14 protein-coding genes are annotated in these 17,859 nt (G+C 66.8%); 11 read left to right on the top strand and 3 right to left on the bottom strand.

Going from position 1 to position 17,859, the window contains the following annotated elements:
- Window positions 1-57: 57 nt before the first annotated feature.
- The 10 genes from holA (at window position 58) to tldD (ending at window position 13,409) form a co-directional block, all read left to right on the top strand.
- Window positions 58-1,101, top strand: a complete 1,044-nt coding sequence (gene holA, locus K8I04_01000; protein MBZ0070301.1) for a DNA polymerase III subunit delta — start codon at window positions 58-60, stop codon at window positions 1,099-1,101.
- A 111-nt stretch (window positions 1,102-1,212) separates the two neighbouring features.
- A complete protein-coding gene (locus K8I04_00995; protein ID MBZ0070300.1) occupies window positions 1,213-2,496 on the top strand; it encodes a glutamate-5-semialdehyde dehydrogenase in 1,284 nt (427 codons plus the stop codon).
- Window positions 2,497-2,608: 112 nt separating this feature from the next.
- Window positions 2,609-3,244 carry a nicotinate-nucleotide adenylyltransferase gene (gene nadD / locus K8I04_00990; protein ID MBZ0070299.1) on the top strand — a complete coding sequence of 212 codons (636 nt, stop codon included), beginning with the start codon at window positions 2,609-2,611 and terminating at the stop codon, window positions 3,242-3,244.
- 42 nt (window positions 3,245-3,286) lie between these two features.
- Window positions 3,287-3,661, top strand: a complete 375-nt coding sequence (gene rsfS / locus K8I04_00985) for a ribosome silencing factor (GenBank protein MBZ0070298.1) — start codon at window positions 3,287-3,289, stop codon at window positions 3,659-3,661.
- Window positions 3,662-3,676: 15 nt separating this feature from the next.
- Complete coding sequence (gene rlmH, locus K8I04_00980) at window positions 3,677-4,147, top strand: 23S rRNA (pseudouridine(1915)-N(3))-methyltransferase RlmH (protein ID MBZ0070297.1); 471 nt, start codon at window positions 3,677-3,679, stop codon at window positions 4,145-4,147.
- 398 nt (window positions 4,148-4,545) lie between these two features.
- Window positions 4,546-5,142, top strand: coding sequence for a Maf family nucleotide pyrophosphatase (locus K8I04_00975; protein MBZ0070296.1), 597 nt, complete (start codon window positions 4,546-4,548; stop codon window positions 5,140-5,142).
- Window positions 5,143-5,302: 160 nt separating this feature from the next.
- Window positions 5,303-6,769 (top strand): ribonuclease G, encoded by a 1,467-nt coding sequence (rng, locus tag K8I04_00970; GenBank protein ID MBZ0070295.1) that lies wholly within the window; start codon window positions 5,303-5,305, stop codon window positions 6,767-6,769.
- 83 nt (window positions 6,770-6,852) lie between these two features.
- Window positions 6,853-10,725 (top strand): TIGR02099 family protein, encoded by a 3,873-nt coding sequence (locus tag K8I04_00965; protein ID MBZ0070294.1) that lies wholly within the window; start codon window positions 6,853-6,855, stop codon window positions 10,723-10,725.
- Window positions 10,726-10,855: 130 nt separating this feature from the next.
- A complete protein-coding gene (locus K8I04_00960) occupies window positions 10,856-11,674 on the top strand; it encodes a carbon-nitrogen hydrolase family protein (GenBank protein ID MBZ0070293.1) in 819 nt (272 codons plus the stop codon).
- Window positions 11,675-11,963: 289 nt separating this feature from the next.
- Window positions 11,964-13,409: a metalloprotease TldD gene (gene tldD / locus K8I04_00955; GenBank protein MBZ0070292.1), complete on the top strand. Its 1,446-nt coding sequence runs from the start codon at window positions 11,964-11,966 to the stop codon at window positions 13,407-13,409.
- Between the two features lie 152 nt (window positions 13,410-13,561).
- On the opposite strand, the gene K8I04_00950 is transcribed toward tldD, so the two are convergent.
- Window positions 13,562-14,074: a DUF615 domain-containing protein gene (locus K8I04_00950; GenBank protein MBZ0070291.1), complete on the bottom strand. Its 513-nt coding sequence runs from the start codon at window positions 14,072-14,074 to the stop codon at window positions 13,562-13,564.
- A gap of 215 nt (window positions 14,075-14,289) precedes the next feature.
- Between K8I04_00950 and pmbA the strand changes: the two genes are divergently transcribed.
- Window positions 14,290-15,648: a metalloprotease PmbA gene (gene pmbA / locus K8I04_00945; protein MBZ0070290.1), complete on the top strand. Its 1,359-nt coding sequence runs from the start codon at window positions 14,290-14,292 to the stop codon at window positions 15,646-15,648.
- Window positions 15,649-15,653: 5 nt separating this feature from the next.
- On the opposite strand, the gene K8I04_00940 is transcribed toward pmbA, so the two are convergent.
- Both K8I04_00940 and K8I04_00935 read right to left on the bottom strand, forming a co-directional pair.
- Complete coding sequence (locus K8I04_00940; protein MBZ0070289.1) at window positions 15,654-16,046, bottom strand: DoxX family protein; 393 nt, start codon at window positions 16,044-16,046, stop codon at window positions 15,654-15,656.
- 87 nt (window positions 16,047-16,133) lie between these two features.
- Window positions 16,134-17,681, bottom strand: coding sequence for a sensor domain-containing diguanylate cyclase (locus K8I04_00935; GenBank protein MBZ0070288.1), 1,548 nt, complete (start codon window positions 17,679-17,681; stop codon window positions 16,134-16,136).
- Window positions 17,682-17,859: the final 178 nt, after the last annotated feature.

The raw sequence follows: 17,859 nt of genomic DNA, 5'->3' as shown, positions 1-17,859 counted from the left end.
TTCAAATCGTCTTTGTCCTGGTGAACTTGGTATCTTGGTGGTGGCCGAACAATCCCCATGCAACTGAAACCCGAACAGCTCGCGCAGCATCTCCAACAGCATCTCGCGCCGATCTATCTGATCCACGGCGACGAGCTGCTGCTCGTGCAGGAGGCGGTCGACGTCATCCGGGCCGCGGCGCGGGCACGTGACTACGCCGACCGCGAGGTCTTGACGGTTGAACGGGACTTCGACTGGAATCGCCTGACCGAGGCCTCCAACAATCTGTCACTGTTCGCCGAGCGGCGCATCCTCGAGGTCCGTCTGCCCACCGGCAAGCCGGGCGATGCCGGTGGCAAGGCCCTGCGTGCGTACGCGGCGCGGCCGGCGGAGGACACCCTGCTGCTGATCATCAGCGGCAAACTCGATGCCCAGCAGCGCAAGTCCAAGTGGGTAACCGACCTGGAGGCCGCCGGCGTCGGTGTCCCGGTCTGGCCGGTGGATGCGCGCGCCCTGCCCGCATGGATCCGCGCGCGGATGCGGGCTGCTGGTCTGCAACCGACCCCCGCGGCAGTAGACCTGCTCGCCGAACGCATCGAGGGCAATCTGCTCGCCTGCGCCCAGGAGATCGACAAGCTCGCCCTGCTGGTCGGGGAGGGGCCGGTGGACGCGGCGGCGGTGACCGCGGCGGTGGCCGATTCGGCGCGCTTCGACGTCTTCGGGCTGGTCGACAGCGCCCTCGCCGGCGAGCCCGGTCGCAGCCTGCGCATGCTGGTCGGTCTGCGCGGCGAGGGCGTCGAGCCGGTGCTGGTGGTGTGGGCGCTGGCCCGCGAGTTGCGCAGCCTGGCGGCCATGGCGTGGGAGACGGCGCACGGCGAGTCCCCGGGCCAGGTCATGGCCCGCCACCGCGTCTGGAAGGCGCGCCAGGGGCCCATCGGCAAGGCCCTGACCCGCCATCGGCTGGACACCTGGCTGGACCTGCTGCGCCGCTGCGCCCACCTCGACCAGATGGTCAAAGGCCAGGCGCCGGGCAACGTCTGGGACGAACTGGTACAATTGTGCCTGCTTCTCGCCGGACGGCCCCTGCCTCTGGCGGGTGAGGAGTTAGGAGTTAGGAGTTAGGAGTGAAAGGCAATACGCTTGCTTGTCACGGAATCTACGGAGCGACAAAGATTTTACTCCTCACACCTCACGCCTCACGCCTCACTTACCGCAACCCAAGATGTCTTTGAGATGAACACAAAAGCTGACGCTATGACCTTCGATGTCGCCGCCTACATGCAGGACATCGGCCAGCGCGCACGTGCCGCGGCACGGGCGCTGAGCCGCGCCGAGGCGGGACCGAAGAACACCGCGCTGCTGGCGATGGCGGCCGCTCTGGAGGCGGGGCAGGCGCAGCTGATTGCGGAGAATCGCAAGGATCTCGACGCCGGCCGCGCGCGCGGCCTGGACGCGGCCATGCTGGACCGGTTGGAGCTGAATCCGGCGCGCATCACGGCCATGGCCGACGGCCTGCGCCAGATCGCCGCGCTGCCCGACCCGGTCGGTGGCATCAGCGACATGAATTACCGTCCGAGCGGCATCCAGGTCGGGCGCATGCGCGTGCCGTTGGGCGTCATCGGCATCATCTACGAATCCCGGCCGAACGTGACGGCGGATGCCGCCGGTCTGTGCCTGAAGTCCGGCAACGCCGCGATCCTGCGCGGTGGCTCCGAGGCCATCCATTCCAACCAGGCCATCGCCGCCTGTATCCGCAGCGGACTGACCGAGGCCGGCCTGCCCACCGATGCGGTGCAGGTGATCGAGACCACCGACCGGGCCGCGGTGGGTGAGCTGCTGCGCCTGAAGCAGTATGTCGACGTCATCGTGCCGCGCGGCGGCAAGGGTCTGATCGAGCGTGTCATCGAGGAATCACGCATTCCCGTGATCAAACACCTGCACGGCGTCTGCCACGTCTACATCGACAACGCCGCCGACCTCGACAAGGCGGTGCGCGTCGCGGTCAACGCCAAGACCCAGCGCTTCGGCACCTGCAATACCCTGGAGACACTGCTGGTGCACCAGGACATCGCCGCCCGCGTACTGCCGCTGCTGGCGCCGCAGTATGCGAAATTTGAGGTCGAGCTGCGCGGCTGCGCGCGTACCTGCGCGTTGCTGGCCGACGCCCGGGCCGCGACCGACGCGGACTGGGACACTGAATACCTCGCGCCGATCCTGTCGATCCGGGTGGTGGACGATCTCGATGCGGCCATGGAGCACATCGCCAGGCATGGCTCGCAGCACACCGATGCCATTATCACCGAGGACTTCACCCACGCCCGCCGTTTCCTGCGCGAGGTGGATTCCAGCTCGGTGATGGTCAATGCCTCGACGCGTTTCGCCGACGGCTTCGAGTACGGCCTCGGCGCCGAGATCGGCATCAGCACCGACAAGCTGCACGCCCGCGGCCCGGTCGGCCTGGAAGGCCTGACCACCCTGAAATTCATCGTGCTGGGCGATGGGCATGTTCGTCAGTAGATACAAGAGGCAAGATACGAGATACAAGTACCGACCGGGTACCACTGCGGGTAGTCCGTGCCAAGGGTTTTAACTTGTATCTTGTATCTTGCAACTTGTACCTTCCAAACAAATGATCGGCGTCTTCGGCGGCACCTTCGACCCCATCCACTTCGGACACCTGCGCTGCGCCTGGGAGATTGCGGAACAGCTGGAGCTGCGTGAGCTGCGCATGCTGCCGGCGCGCCTGCCACCGCACCGTGACCCGCCGCTCGCCAGCGCCGACCAGCGCCGCCGGCTGCTGGAGCTGGCGCTTGCAGGGCAGTCGCTGCTGCGCCTGGACACGCGCGAGCTGGAGCGTGACGGGCCATCGTACATGGTCGACACGCTGCGTTCTCTGCGCGCCGAACTGGGCGACGAACCGGTGTGCCTGATCCTCGGCCAGGACGCCTTCAACAGCCTGGACGGCTGGCATCGCTGGGAGGCGATCCCGGGGCTCGCACATCTGGTAGTGGTCACCCGGCCAGGCAGCACGCTGGTGGACCACGGTCCCATACGCGATCTGGTCGAACGCTGTGGTGTGGAATGCGTGGACGCGCTGCGGGCGCGGCCGGCGGGGGCTGTCCTGGCCCGGACGGTCACGCCGCTGGCGATCTCGGCGAGCGGCATCCGCGACCTGCTGGCCGCAGGCCACAGCCCGCGTTACCTGCTGCCGGATGCCGTGCTCGACTGTGTGCAGCGCGAAAGGATGTATCTCAACTTCAATTGACGGCAAGCCGCGGATCGACTGCGGCGAGGGGAAGGCAACGGCGTGACGGAAAAGCTTTCGACGGAACAACTCAAGGCCCTGGTACTGGCGGCGCTCGACGACCTCAAGGCGCAGGATGTGCAGGTGATCGACGTGCGTGACAAGGCCTCGTTCACGGACCTCATGCTCATCGCCAGCGGCACCTCGGACCGGCACGTCAAGGCGCTGGCCGACAACGTGGTGGAGGCCGCCAAGAAGCACGGCGTGCAGCCGCTCGGCGTGGAGGGTGAGACCTCGCGCGAGTGGGTGCTGGTGGATCTGGGTGACATCATCGTGCACGTCATGCATCCACAGACGCGCGCCTTCTACAATCTGGAGAAGCTCTGGTCGGTCAGCGAAGAGCAGACCCTGGCCGGTCGCAAGGGCCAGACGCCCTGACGCCGGGCGCACGGCGTGCACATCCATCTGCTTGCCGTCGGTACCCGTATGCCGGCCTGGGTCGAGGCGGGCTATCAGGAATACGCCAAGCGTCTGCCGCGCGAATGTGCGCTCAGACTGGTGGAGATCGCGCCGGGCAGGCGCGGCCGCAATGCCGACGTGGCGCGCGTCCGGCGCGACGAGGGTGAACGCCTGCTGGCGGCGATCCCGGGCGACTGCCAGGTGATCGCCCTGGAGGTCGGCGGCCAGGCCTGGTCGACGCCGCAACTCGCCGCGCAGCTCGCAGGCTGGATGCGCGGCGGCCGCGATGTCGCCCTGCTGATCGGCGGCCCCGAGGGCCTGGACGACGCCTGCCGCGCCCGCGCCGACCAGCGCTGGTCGCTGTCCACCCTGACCCTGCCGCATCCACTGGTGCGGGTGATCGTCGCCGAGACCCTGTACCGCGCCTGGAGCGTGATGGCCGGGCATCCCTATCATCGGGGATAGCCGTTGTTGGAACCGCCAAGAGACCCTGATTGGAACCGCCAAGGCGCCATGACCGCCAAGAAATTCTGATTGGAACCGCCAAGGCGCCAAGACGCCAAGAGACCTTGGTTGGAACCGCCAAGGCGCCAAGACGCCAAGAGACCTCTGGCTGGAACCGCCAAGGCGCCAAGACGCCAAGAGACCCGGATTGGAATCGCCAAGACGCCAAGAAAAGCTGGCATAGGGTTGTATGTTGGATTGGGAGACGCGGCTGAAGCGTTTAGCTGCGGCTTGTTCGCAGATTCTCGGCAGCCACAACAAGTTTTTCTTGGCGTCTTGGCGCCTTGGCGGTCTTGGCGGTTCAAACCGGTCAATCGCCACAGCGGCACGGCACCATGGCTTCTGGTAGTCTGCGGAAGATGAGTACCTATCGCATCTACCTCGCCTCCAGATCTCCGCGCCGGCGTGAACTCCTGGACCAGATCGGGGTCACCTACCGGGTGCTGGATGTGGCCGTGGATGAGTCGGCCCGGCCGGGAGAAGATGCCGCGGCCCTGGTACAGCGACTGGCGCTGGCCAAGGCGTCCGCCGGCCGGACCGTCCTGACGGCGGATGACGGCCGGCCGGTGCTGGGGGCGGATACGGCTGTCGTGTGCGACGGGAGGGTCCTGGACAAACCCCACGGGCGGGACGCGGGCCTGGCTACGCTGGCGGCGCTGTCCGGTCGCGACCATGAAGTACTGACCGGCGTCGCCCTGGCGAACGGTGCGCACGCGGCGGTACGGCTCAGCCGCAGCCGGGTCCGCTTCCGTGACATCGCGCCGGTCGAGGCCGAGACCTACTGGGCGAGTGGCGAACCGGCGGACAAGGCCGGCGGCTACGCCATCCAGGGCCTGGGCGCGGTGTTCGTCGCTGACCTCGCCGGCAGCTATTCGGGCGTCATGGGCCTGCCGCTGTTCGAGACCGCGCAGCTGCTGGGCGAATTCGGTATCGAGGTGCTGGGGGGTGAGGCGTGAGGCGTGAGGAGTAAGATGTGAGGAGTAAAATTCTGGAATGGCCACGGAAGCACACGGAACAACACGGAAATGTGGTCACTGAACATATCTTGTTCCGTGTCTTTCCGTGTGCTTCCGTGGCCAACAGGGGTTTTGTCTTTCACGCCTCACCACACAACCCATGAGCGAAGAGATTCTCGTCAACGTCACCCCGCAGGAGACGCGCGTCGCCGTGGTCGAGAACGGTGTGCTGCAGGAGGTGCAGATCGAACGCGCGCGGGCGCGCGGGCTGGTCGGCAGCCTCTACAAGGGCGTGGTGAGCCGTGTGCTGCCCGGGATGCAGGCGGCCTTCATCGATATCGGCCTGGAGCGTGCCGCCTTTCTGCATGCCTCCGACATCGTCGCGCGAGAGGTCGAGGGCTTGCGTCCCGAGGGCAAGCGTACCGAGGCCATCTCTCAGCTGCTGCGCGAGGGCCAGGAACTGCTGGTGCAGGTCATCAAGGACCCGCTCGGCACCAAGGGCGCACGCCTGACCACCCACATCACCATCCCTTCGCGCTATCTGGTGTTCATGCCCGAGGTCAGTAACGTCGGTGTCTCGCAGAAGATCGAGGGGGAGGCCGAACGCACCCGACTGCGTGAAATCGTCGCACAGCATGCCAACGGCGAGGCACAGGGCTTCATCGTGCGCACCGCCGCCGAGGGCGTCAGCGCCGAGGCACTGGTCGCCGATATGAATTTCCTGCGTAAGCTCTGGGCGGCGGTGCGCGAGCACGTCCAGACGGCGGCACCCGGCAGCCTCGTCCATGAAGACCTGCCCCTGGCGTTGCGGGTGCTGCGTGATCTGGTCGGTGACGAACTCGACAAGGTCCGCATCGACTCGCGCGAGACCTTCCAGCGGGTGAGCCAGTTCGCCGCCGAGTTCATCCCGGAGGTCGTCGAGCGTCTGGAATACTATCCCGGCGAGCGACCGCTGTTCGATCTCTACGGCGTGGAAGACGAGATCCAGAAGGCGCTGGAGCGTAAGGTACAGCTGAAATCGGGCGGCCACCTGGTCATCGACCAGACCGAGGCGATGACCACTATCGATGTCAACACCGGGGCCTACGTCGGCCATCGCACGCTCGAAGAGACCATCTTCAAGACCAATCTGGAGGCGGCACAGGCGATCGCGCGCCAGCTCCGGCTGCGCAATCTGGGTGGCATCATTATCATCGATTTCATTGACATGTCTGACGCAGAGCACAAGCGTCAGGTGCTGCGCGCGCTGGAGAAGAGCCTCGAACGCGACCATACCAAGAGCCATATCAGCGAGGTATCCAGCCTCGGCCTGGTGCAGATGACCCGCAAGCGTACCCGCGAGAGCCTGGAGCACGTGCTGTGCTCGACCTGCCCGACTTGTGGCGGGCGCGCCTCGCTGAAGACGCCCGAGACGGTGTGCTACGAAATCTTCCGCGAGATCCTGCGCGAGGCGCGTCAGTTCGATGTGCAGCAACTGCTGGTGCTGGCCACGCAGGAGGTCATCGATCTGCTGCTCGACGAGGAGTCCACGGCGCTGGCCGAACTGGAGTCTTTCATCGGTAAGCCGATCAAATTGCAGGTCGAGGCGCTCTACACCCAGGAGCAATTCGACGTGGTGCTGCTGTGAGGCGCGTTGCCGGGCGCCATTGCCGCATGCTCACGGGCACCGCCGGCGCACGGCCGGCACCTGCACGCTAGAGATTCCTCGCCATGCAGCGGCGCCTGCTCATCAGTCTCTGGTACGTCGGTGTCTCCCTGGTGGTGACCGTCGCCTTGCTGTTCAGCATGGGGCGGTTATTGCTGCCTTTGCTCGAATCACACGAAGGCCGGTTGGAGGGTCTGGTCAAGGAGGCCGTCGGCCAGGATACCCGTATCGGCGGTCTCGAACTGAGCTGGCGTGGCTTCGGACCGGAGGTGCGCATCACCGATTTCGCCCTGTACGACGCGCCCTCCGGCCGCGACCTGCTGACGGCGCGGGAGCTGCGCGTCGGCATCGATCTGTGGGCGTCGCTGCGGGCGTGGCAGCCGGTGCCGTCACGCCTGGTCCTGGTCGGCAGCGACGTCAGTCTGTACCGCGACACCGAAGGCCACTTTCGCATCGAGGGCGTGCAGTTCAAGGTGCCGCACGCCAATCCCTGGCTGCTGGTGCTGTCCCAACCGCGGGTCGAACTGCGCGATATCCAGGTGCACTGGCGTGACGATACCGGGGCGCTGCCGTCGTTGCGCCTCCAGGACGCCAATCTGCAACTGCTCAATCGTGGCCGCCGCCACCAGCTGCAGGTGCGCGTGCGGCTGCCGGCGGAGTATGGCGAGGAACTGCAACTCGCCGCCGACCTGCGCGGCGACGTCGGTACGCCGCAGGACTGGGCCGGAAAGCTGTTCATCGACGTCGATGGTGTGGATATCGCGCGCTGGCTGGGCCGGCGCGCGCCCGGCGGCCTGCAGCTACGCGGCCGGGCGCACACTCACCTGTGGGCTGAACTGGTCGGTAGTCGCCTGCGGCACATGCGCGGCGATATGGATATACAGGGTCTCGCCGCCGCCACCAGGGACCGCCAGTTGCTCGATGCCGAGCGCCTGACCGGGCAGTGGGAGTGGCGCCGTGCCGTGGACGGTTGGACGCTCGATCTGGGTCAGGTCGAGCTGGTCCAAGGTGGCGAGGCCTGGCCCGAGACGGGCCTGACCCTGGCGGTGCGCGATCAGGAGAATGGAAACCATGCCGTGCAGCTCGGCGTGAGCTATCTGCGCCTGGAGCTGGTCGCGCCCTGGTTGAGCCACCTGTTGGAGGCCGCACCGGAACGTAAGGCGCTGTTGGAGGCGCTGCAGCCCCGCGGCGAGGTCGAGGGATTGCAGCTCGCCTTCCGGGCACTCGACGGGCGGTTCGTGGATGTCGTCTATCAGATGCGTTTCGACGGCGTAGAGACAACGGCCGTCAACCAATTGCCGGGCGGCACTGCACTCAGCGGCCGCATTGCGGGCAGCCACGACCATGGCACCGTGGACCTGGACAGCCGTGGTGCGCAGCTGACGTTTCCCGGTCTGTTCCGTGACCCCTTGCAGCTCGACCGGCTGCAGGGTCGTGTCCTGTGGCGGCGCAGTGCCGACCGGCTGCGTATCGAGACGCAGTCCCTGGCCGCGGAGAATGCCGACATCGCCACCGAATCACGGCTGCGGCTGGACCTCCCGCTGGACGGTTCGCGACCCTTTCTGGACCTCTACAGTCAGTTTCGCCGCGGGCAGGTCGGGCAGACCGGCAGCTACCTGCCGGCCGGTATCATGCCCCCGCGCACCGTCGCCTGGCTGGACCGGGCGCTGGTGAGCGGCGAGATCCGCAGTGGCGCCATGCTGTTTCACGGTCACCCGGGTGAATTTCCGTTCGACCAGGCATCCGGTCGCATGGAGGTTCGCGCGACAGTCACCGATGCGATCCTGGACTACGGGGAAGGTTGGCACCGCATCGAAGGGCTGGAGGCGGAGCTCGCCTTCGTCAACCGCGGCATGCATATCCGCGGCGTCGCCGGCAAGATCCTGGGTGCGGATCTGGAGGCGGTCGATGTGCGCATCGACGACCTCGCGCACGCACGCCTGGAGGTCGACGGCCGCGCCCACGGCCCGCTGGCGGACATGCTGCGCTTCGTCCGCGAAAGCCCGCTGAGCGGCGGGCCCGGCGATGCCCTGGGCGCGGTACAGGCACAGGGTCCGGCCGAGCTGCGGCTCGGCCTGGTCATCCCGCTGGCCGAACACCGGCCGGCCACGGTCGTGGGGGAGGTGCGCCTGGCCGCCAATCGACTCGCGCTGCCCGCCTGGGAGCTGGCCTTCGACCAGTTGCAGGGCGACCTGAGGTTCACCGAGCGCAGCGTGACGGCGGACGGTCTCAAGGCGCGTTTGAACGGGGTACCGGTCACGCTGACTGTCGACGACGCGCGGCGCGACGGTCATCCCGCGACCCGCGTCGCGGTGCGCGGCGCGCTGCCGCTGCTGCAGTGGCTCAAGGCGGACACCACTGACGGTCTGGGGGCGCGGATCAGCGGCAGCAGCGACTGGACGGCGTCGGTCGACCTGCCGCGGGAGGCGCCGCGCGCCACGCCGGTGACGCTGGAGTTGGTATCTGATCTGCGCGGGATCAGCGTGGATCTACCCGCGCCCTTCGGCAAGACGGCGGCAGAGGTCTATCCCTTACGACTGCGCACCACCGTCGCGCTCGCGGATGGCCTCCGGTCGCTGTACCTGCAATACGGCGAGCACAGCGCCGCCGCCGAACTACAGCGTCAGAGCGGCGCGTGGCGGCTGCTGCGCGGTGAACTGTACCTCGGCAGCCCCGCTGCGCGGCTACCGGACGGGAACGGGCTGCGCGTGCGCGGCAGCCTGCCGCGGTTTGTCTGGGACGACTGGCGACCGCTGCTCGCCCCCGCCGGTCCCGACACTGCGGCGGCAGCGTCGGCGGCGGTGTCATGGGGCGCGCTGACCGCGCTCGCGGTGGACGTCGGTGAGCTGACCGCCTTGCAGCGCCGCTTTCGCCAGGTACGCGTCGATGCGCGCCATGACCGTGACGGCTGGCGCGTGCAACTGGCCGGCCCCGACGCCGCAGGCATCGTCCTGCTGCCGCAGTCGCCGGCGCGGCCCGTAAGCCTGCGCCTCGACCATCTGCGCCTGCCACCGGTGGCAGGCGAGCCGGAGGTCGAAGCGCGGCTTTCACCGGCGCATCTGCCGGCGCTGGATGCCGAGATCGGCCGCTTCCGGCTTGGCGATCTCGACCTCGGCCGTGTTACCCTCCGCAGCCACCCGCTGGCCGACGGTCTCGCCGTCGACCAGCTGGGGGTGGCAGCCGACTGGATGCGCCTGGACGCCAGCGGCGCGTGGACCCGCCGGGCGGGCGGGGATGCCTCGCGCTTCCGCATCGATCTGCAGGCGGATGAACTGGGGCCGTTGCTGTCGGCCTTCGGCTATGCCGGCACCATCGTCGGCGGCGAGACCCGCGGCGAGATCGACGCCAACTGGCCTGGTAGTCCGACCGACTTCGCATTGCAGAAGCTGGAGGGATCGCTGGCCCTGCGTATCGGGGCGGGGCGGCTGGTAAATGTCGAGGCCGGTGCGGGACGGGTGTTCGGTCTGTTCAGCCTGCAGGGATTGCGGCGCCGCCTGGCCCTGGATTTCAGCGACGTGTTCGAAAAAGGCTTCAGCTTCGACCGCATCGAGGGGCACTTCACCCTGTTGGATTCGGACGCCTATACCAATGATCTGGAGATCGAGGGGCCGGCGGCACGCATCGAGATCTCCGGCCGCACGGGGCTGGCGCGGCATGATTACGATCAACTGGTGACGGTCATCCCCCAGGTCCAGTCGAGCCTGCCGCTGGCCGGGGCGCTGGCCGGCGGACCGCTGGTCGGCGCGGCCCTGTTGCTGGCCGACAAACTGTTTGGTGAGCAGATGGAAGGGTTGACCCGTTTTGCACGCTATCAGTACACCGTGACGGGTAGCTGGGAGGACCCGCAGCTGCAGCCGGTCGGCGAAACGGTACGGGGTTTGCAGGATAAATCGACGGGGGCAGCGGGGTCGGGAGACGCACCGGCGGGTGGACAGTAATATAGGGCCAGGTGTGGGCTGGCCACCGGCCTGCGGCGGCCCGGCGCGGCGAACCCCGATCCGGGGGCCGCGACATCTTGAAACGGCGTTTGGAGACGACCGCGGCGAGAGCCGCCGGCGAGGCACGAGAATGACGAAAGTGGCATGCATCCAGATGGCCTCCGGGCCAAATGTCGGCGCGAACCTGTTCGAGGCAGAGAAGCTCATCTACCAGGCGAGCCAGCAGGGCGCCCGGCTGGTCGTGCTGCCCGAGAACTTCGCCATCATGGCTCTCAAGGAGGCCGACAAGGTCGCGGCGCGTGAGCGCGACGGCCACGGTCCGATCCAGGAATTCCTGGCCCATACCGCCAAGCGCCTGGGCCTGTGGCTGGTCGGCGGCACCATCCCGCTGGCGGCCGGCGATCCGACCAGGGTGCGCGCGGCCTGTCTGGTCTACGACGACCGTGGCCGGCGGGTGGCACGCTACGACAAGATCCATCTGTTCGACGTGCGGCTGGTCGGCAGCGACGAGCGCTATACCGAGTCCGAGACCATCGAGCCTGGCACCGACCTGACGGTGGTGGAGACACCCTTCGGCCGGCTCGGCCTGGCGATCTGTTACGACCTGCGCTTCCCCGAGTTGTTTCGCGCATTGCTCGACCGGGGCATGGACATGATCGCCGTACCCTCGGCCTTCACCGCCATCACCGGCCGCGCCCACTGGGAGATGCTGGTGCGCACCCGCGCCATCGAAAACCTGTCCTACGTGTTTGCCGCCGCGCAGGGTGGCTACCACGTCAACGGTCGCGAGACCCACGGTGACACCATGATCGTCGATCCCTGGGGGTTGGTGCTCGACCGGTTGCCACGTGGCTCCGGCGTGGTCTGCGCCGCCATCGACCTGGAGCGCGTGAAGAGCACCCGCCGCAACTTCCCGGCCGTCGACCATCGCCGGCTGCATTGCGGGTGATGGTCTTTGCGGCTGGGACGGAGGACATAACCACAAAGGACACGAAGGACACGAAGGGAAATCACTTTATGGGAATCGGTGGATTCCCTCGCTCGTCGTGGGAGAGGGGATGCCAGAAGCTGTATCATCCTCTCCCTGGCACTCCTGAAGGGGCGTATTCAACCTGCACGGATGAACTTCCTTCGTGTCCTTCGTGGTTAAGCAGCATCCCTCCAACCGCCATGGGGTTGAGCCAAGCCACCCCATCGCGTACCTTTGATCGTCCCTGCTGTGACGATGTGACTACCCCATGACGGTCTCCACTCTTGAACTCGCCCGCGAGCGCCTGCTCGTCCCTACCGGCATCGGCGATGCCGATCTCGGCACCGTGCTCGACCGGCTGATGGGGCATGCCATCGACAGCGCCGATCTGTATTTTCAGTCCACCCGCTTCGAGTCCTGGGTGCTGGAGGACGGCATCGTCAAGGAAGGTAACCACAGCATCGAACAGGGCGCCGGCGTGCGTGCCGTCAGGGGCGACAAGACCGGCTTTGCCTATTCCGACGAGATCGTCATGCCCGCGCTCATCGAGGCCTCGCGGCAGGCGCGCGCCATCGCCCGCAGCGGCCGGGAGGCGCAACTGCAGGCGTGGCGACCAAGCGGCGCGCTGGGGCTGTACCGGCCGGTCGATCCGTTGGACAGCCTGAGTGCCGATGCCAAGGTCGATCTGCTCAAGCGGATCGACGCCGAGGCCCGCCGCATCGATGCGCGCGTGCAGCAGGTGATCGTCAGCCTCGCCGGGGTGCACGAGGTCGTGCTGGTGGCGGCCAGTGACGGCACCCTGGCCGGTGACGTACGCCCGCTGGTGCGCCTGAGCGTCTCCGTCATCGTCGAGCACAACGGCCGGCGCGAGCAGGGCAGCAGCGGCGGCGGTGGGCGCGGCGGCTACGACTTGTTCATGAACGGCGAGGCCTTCGAGTATGCGCGCGAGGCCGTGCGCCAGGCGCTGGTGAATCTGGAGGCCGTCGCTGCGCCCGCCGGCAACATGACCGTGGTACTCGGCCCCGGCTGGCCCGGCGTGCTGCTGCACGAGGCCATCGGCCACGGGCTGGAAGGTGATTTCAACCGCAAGGGCACTTCGGCCTTCGCCGGCCGGGTTGGCCAGAAGGTCGCGTCACCGCTGTGCACCGTGGTCGACGACGGCACCCTGCCGGGGCGGCGCGGCTCGCTCAATATCGACGACGAGGGCACGCCCACCGAATGCACCGTGCTGATCGAGAAGGGTGTGCTGAAAGGCTATATGCAGGACAAGATGAATGCCCGCCTGATGGGCATGGCGCCCACCGGCAACGGCCGCCGCGAATCCTACGCCCACCTGCCCATGCCACGCATGACCAATACCTATATGCTCGCCGGCGCATCCGATCCCGAAGAGATCATCCGTTCCGTGGACAAGGGGCTGTACGCCGTGAATTTCGGCGGCGGCCAGGTGGATATCACCTCGGGCAAATTCGTATTCTCCGCGAGCGAGGCCTATCTGATCGAGAAGGGCAAGGTCACGCGCCCGGTGAAAGGCGCGACCCTGGTCGGTAACGGCCCCGACGTGCTCACACGCGTGTCCATGGTCGGCAGCGACCTCAAGCTCGACCAGGGCGTCGGCACCTGCGGCAAGGAAGGCCAGAGCGTCCCCGTCGGCGTCGGCCAGCCGACCCTGCGCGTCGACGGCCTGACCGTAGGTGGCACAAGCGCAGAGTAGTAACGAACAGATTAACCACGAAGGACACAAAGGACACGAAGGAAAACCCAATTGATGTAAAACCGTGAGTTCCCTCTCTCATCCGGGGAGAGGGGGCTCTCCATTCAACATTCTTTGGGGGTTTCTCTTCGTGTCCTTTGTGTCCTTCGTGGTTACGTCGGTTGTTCATCCAGCTCGCGCAGGTAGCGGAACAGGCTGCGTGCGCCGGCCGGCGGTTTGTCCTGCTCGCGCTCCTGCCGCGCCTGGCGGATGAGCTGGCGCAGGTGCTGACGGTCGGCATGCGGATAGTCTTCCAGGGCCGCGCCGAGTGCCGCGTCGCCCTCGTGGATGAGCTTGTCACGCAGCGCTTCGAGATGATGGAAACGCTGCGCTGCGCGGTGGTCGGCCTGCTGCATGGCCTCGAGTCGGGCGCGGATCGGCTCGGCGTCGATGCGGCGCATCAGCTTGCCGATGTATTGTAGCTGCCGGCGCTTGCCGCCGTGCGCCGTGATGCGTCGGGCCAGAGCGATGGCATCGCGCAGCTTCTCGGGCAGTTCGATGCGGTCGAGCCGGGCCTGCGGCAGTCCCACCAGCTCACGCCCGAGCTCCTGCAGCGCCTCGGCGTCGCGCTTGAGCTGCGACCGGCTGGGTCGCTCGTCGGCATCGCTGTCGAAATCGTCCTGCATGGTGTGGCCGCTGGCTGTGGGTGTGGGGTTCATTTTAACCACGAAGGACACGAAGGACACGAAGGAAAATTGCCCGCGTATGCCGAATGGAGAGTCCCCTCTCCCTTCGGGGGCTCCCTTATCCGGGAGGAGGGAGCTCACGGTTTTACATCAATTGGGCTTTCCTTCGTGTCCTTCGTGGTAAAAGTCATGGTGCATCGCAAACGAGGTCGTTGATGGCAAACCAAGCAGTGGAATCCCGCGGTGCGGAGCTGCCGCAGCCGGCGGAACTCGAGGCCCTGGTACGGCTGGTACTGGATGAGGCCAAGGCCGGCGGTGCGAGCGCCGCCGAGGCGGGTATCAGCCTGGAGGCAGGCCTGTCGGTGACGGTGCGTCTCGGCGAGGTCGAAACGCTGGAATACCATCGCGATCGTGGCGTCGGCGTGACGGTGTACGTCGGCCAACGCAAGGGCTCGGCGAGCACCTCGGACTTCGCACCGCAGGCACTGCGTGAGACGGTGCGCGCGGCCTGCGACATCGCCCGCTACACCAGCGAGGACGACTGTGCCGGTCTGGCCGATGCGGCGCTGATGGCGACCGCGATCCCCGACCTCGATCTCTGCCACCCGTGGGACATCGATGCCGCGCGCGGCATCGAGATCGCCCGGCGCTGCGAGACAGCGGCGCGTGACGCCGATGCGCGCATCAGTAACTCCGAGGGTGCAACGCTCTCCAGCCATCGGGGCCTGCGCGTGTACGGCAACAGCCACGGCTTCGTCGCCGGCTATCCGAGCACGCGGCACAGCATCAGCTGTTCGGTCATCGCCGGACGCGACGCGCAGATGCAGCGCGATGATTGGTATACCGTCGCCCGCCGGCACGAGGATCTGGAGGCTGCCGAGCAGGTCGGGCGGCGTGCCGCTGAACGGGCCGTGCGCCGGCTGGGCGCACGCCGCCTGTCCACCCGCCAGGTCCCGGTGCTGTTCGCGGCGGACATCGCCACCGGTCTGTTCCGTGGTTTCGTCGGCGCCATCCGCGGTGGTGCCCTGTACCGCAAGTCCAGCTTTCTGCTCGATCATCTCGGCCAGCAGATCTTTCCCGATTTCGTGCATGTCCATGAACAGCCGCACCTGCGCGGTGCGCTCGGTAGCACCCCCTTCGACGGCGAGGGCGTGGCGACGTGTGCCCGTGACCTGATCGCCGACGGTGTACTGCAAGGCTATGTGCTGGACAGCTATTCGGCCTGCAAGCTCGGTCTGCAGACCACCGGCAATGCCGGTGGCGTGCACAACCTGATGGTGGATTCCGGCACGCTGGATTTCGACGGTCTGTTGCGCGAGATGGGCACTGGCCTGCTGGTCACCGAACTCATGGGGCAGGGCGTGAACATGGTGACCGGCGACTATTCGCGCGGTGCCGCCGGCTTCTGGGTCGAGAACGGCGTGCCCCAGCACCCCGTCGAAGAGATCACCATCGCCGGCAATCTCAAGGACATGTTCAAGAACCTCATCGCCATCGGTACCGATGTCGAACACCGCGGCAACTACCGCACGGGCTCCGTGCTCATCGAGCGCATGACCGTGGCGGGGGACTGAGGCTCCTAGCGTTGATTGATACCAAAGCGCCCCGGCCCCATCAGGGCCAGCGCCACGGCGGTAAACAGGAACATGCCCTGCAGTTCCAGTTGCCAGCCGCCGCTGGGTGCGAGACTCGTCAGTTGGCCGGTATGTGCCAGCAGGAAGGCGAACAGCATGTTGACGGCGATCAGCGCCGCACCGAGGCGGGCATGGAAGCCGATGATGAGCAGGATCGGCCCCAGCAGTTCACCCAGAAACACCCCGTAGGCGAGAACGGCCGGCAGACCCATGCCCACCAGCATACCCTCGATCGGGCCGATGCCGTGTAGCAGTTTGGCGATGCCGTGCAGCAGGATCAGGATACCGAGGGTCAGGCGCAGGATGAGCTTGGCAGTGGCGTCGAGGGTGCTGTTCATGGCAGTGCTCCGGGGCGTGGATGGGCGTATTCAAGCATAGGGCATCCGCGCCGCCCGTGCCCGGGGAACGAAGTGTGGGGATGGGGCTCAGGCCGGGAGGCGGGTGCGGTTCTTGCCTTCGCGCTTGGCCAGATAGCAGGCGCTGTCCGCGGCCTCGACGGCGAGCCAGCCATCGGGTGCGTCGGGATACAGCGCGGCGATGCCGATGCTGACCCCCGCGATGCCGGACGTCCGGGATGGGTGACCGGCCTCCAGAGACTCAATACCCTTGCGGACGTCCTCCGCGATCGTGTGCGCCTCGGCGGTGCCGCAGTGTTTCAGCAGCACGGCGAATTCGTCACCGCCCAAACGGGCGATCTGGTCGCCCTTTCGCAGGCACCCTTCGACGCGCCGACACAGCGCGATCAGCAATTCGTCGCCGGCCGCGTGGCCGAAGCGATCATTGATGGATTTGAAATCATCCAGATCGATGTAGAGCAGGCTGTGCACCGCACGGCTATGGCGCGCGGCGCGCAGCGCCTGACGCAAGGCCTGGTCGAAGCCGTTGCGGTTCAGCACCCGGGTCAGGGGGTCGTGTGAGGCCTGCCAGCTGATGCGGTCGGCCTGGCGCTTTTGCTGGGTGACGTCGCGGAAGATGTAGGCTACATGAGCCAGACGGCCGGAGGCGGTGAAGATCGGCGAGATGGTCTCCTCGATCAGCCGCCGATCGCCCGTGGGACGGACCAGCTGCAGATAGCGCAGCGGCCGTGACAGGGTACCGCTTGCCTGGCTGAGGAGATCCCCCAGGCTGGACTGCGCCCCACTGTCGGGATCCCGCGGCGCATAGACCTGCTCCAGTGATCGTCCCCGGGCCTCCGCCTCGTTCCAACCGGACAACTGCTGCGCCACCGGATTCATGGTCAGGATGTGGCCCACTGCATCGGTCTTGATGACGCCATCGATGATGTTTTTGAGGGTCAGCTCCTCGAGTTCCTTCTCCTCGAACAGGGCCGCCTCGGCGGCGAGGATGTGGCGACGCATGACGAGCATGACCCAGAGGGTCAGACCGAGCACGCTCAGGGTCATGCCGCCGAGCAGCCAGAACGCAGCATGTACATCCGCCTTGGCCCCCTGTACCGCCCCCTGGGTCGCGGCGCGCACCAGGTCGATCAGGTGATCGAACACCGTCAGCAGACCGCTTTCCAAGGGCAGATCGGCCGCGATCAGCTGCTCCACGCCGCTCCGGTCGCCGACGTGAAGCCGCGCGGCAATATCGCGCTGCAGCGGTGCCGTGGTGCGGATGATGTCCAGCACCCGTGCGAACTCCTCGTGCTCCCGTGGTGTCAGCCCCATGGTCCGGAAACGGTCGCGCAGCCGGATGAAGTCGGCGGCCAGCGCGTTGAAATGCAGAAATTCGTCGTCCCGGACCCAGGGGTCATCTTTGAAGTACAGGGCGTGCATGCGCAGTGAGCGCTCGCGGATCACGCGACTCATCTCGTGCAGTACGTCGATCTTGGCGTTGTGGTGCGTGCTGATGGTCTCGACCCGGTCGCGGATGGTCGAGAGGTAGAACAGGCTCACGGCGGCCAGCACCAGGATCAGCAGACTGATGGCGGTGGCGCCGGCGATGAGGGTCCTGGGGGTGCGGGATGTCATGGGACTGCTTGGAATCTGCCTCAGAATGTATCTCGGCCGCTGGTCTGCGGCCTTACAAGACCTGCCCGGGCACACCTCATGTTGTGTGGATGAAGCCCGGCCCTCTGCGCTGCCTCTCAGGTGGCCTCGTGCCTTGCCCGAACGCCGGGCCTGCGTTCGCGAAACCGGCCCCGGTGGC

This window comes from Gammaproteobacteria bacterium, assembly GCA_019911805.1.
Classification (GTDB): Bacteria; Pseudomonadota; Gammaproteobacteria; order Thiohalobacterales; family Thiohalobacteraceae; genus JAHJQQ01.
This window is presented reverse-complemented; position numbering and strand designations above follow the sequence as displayed.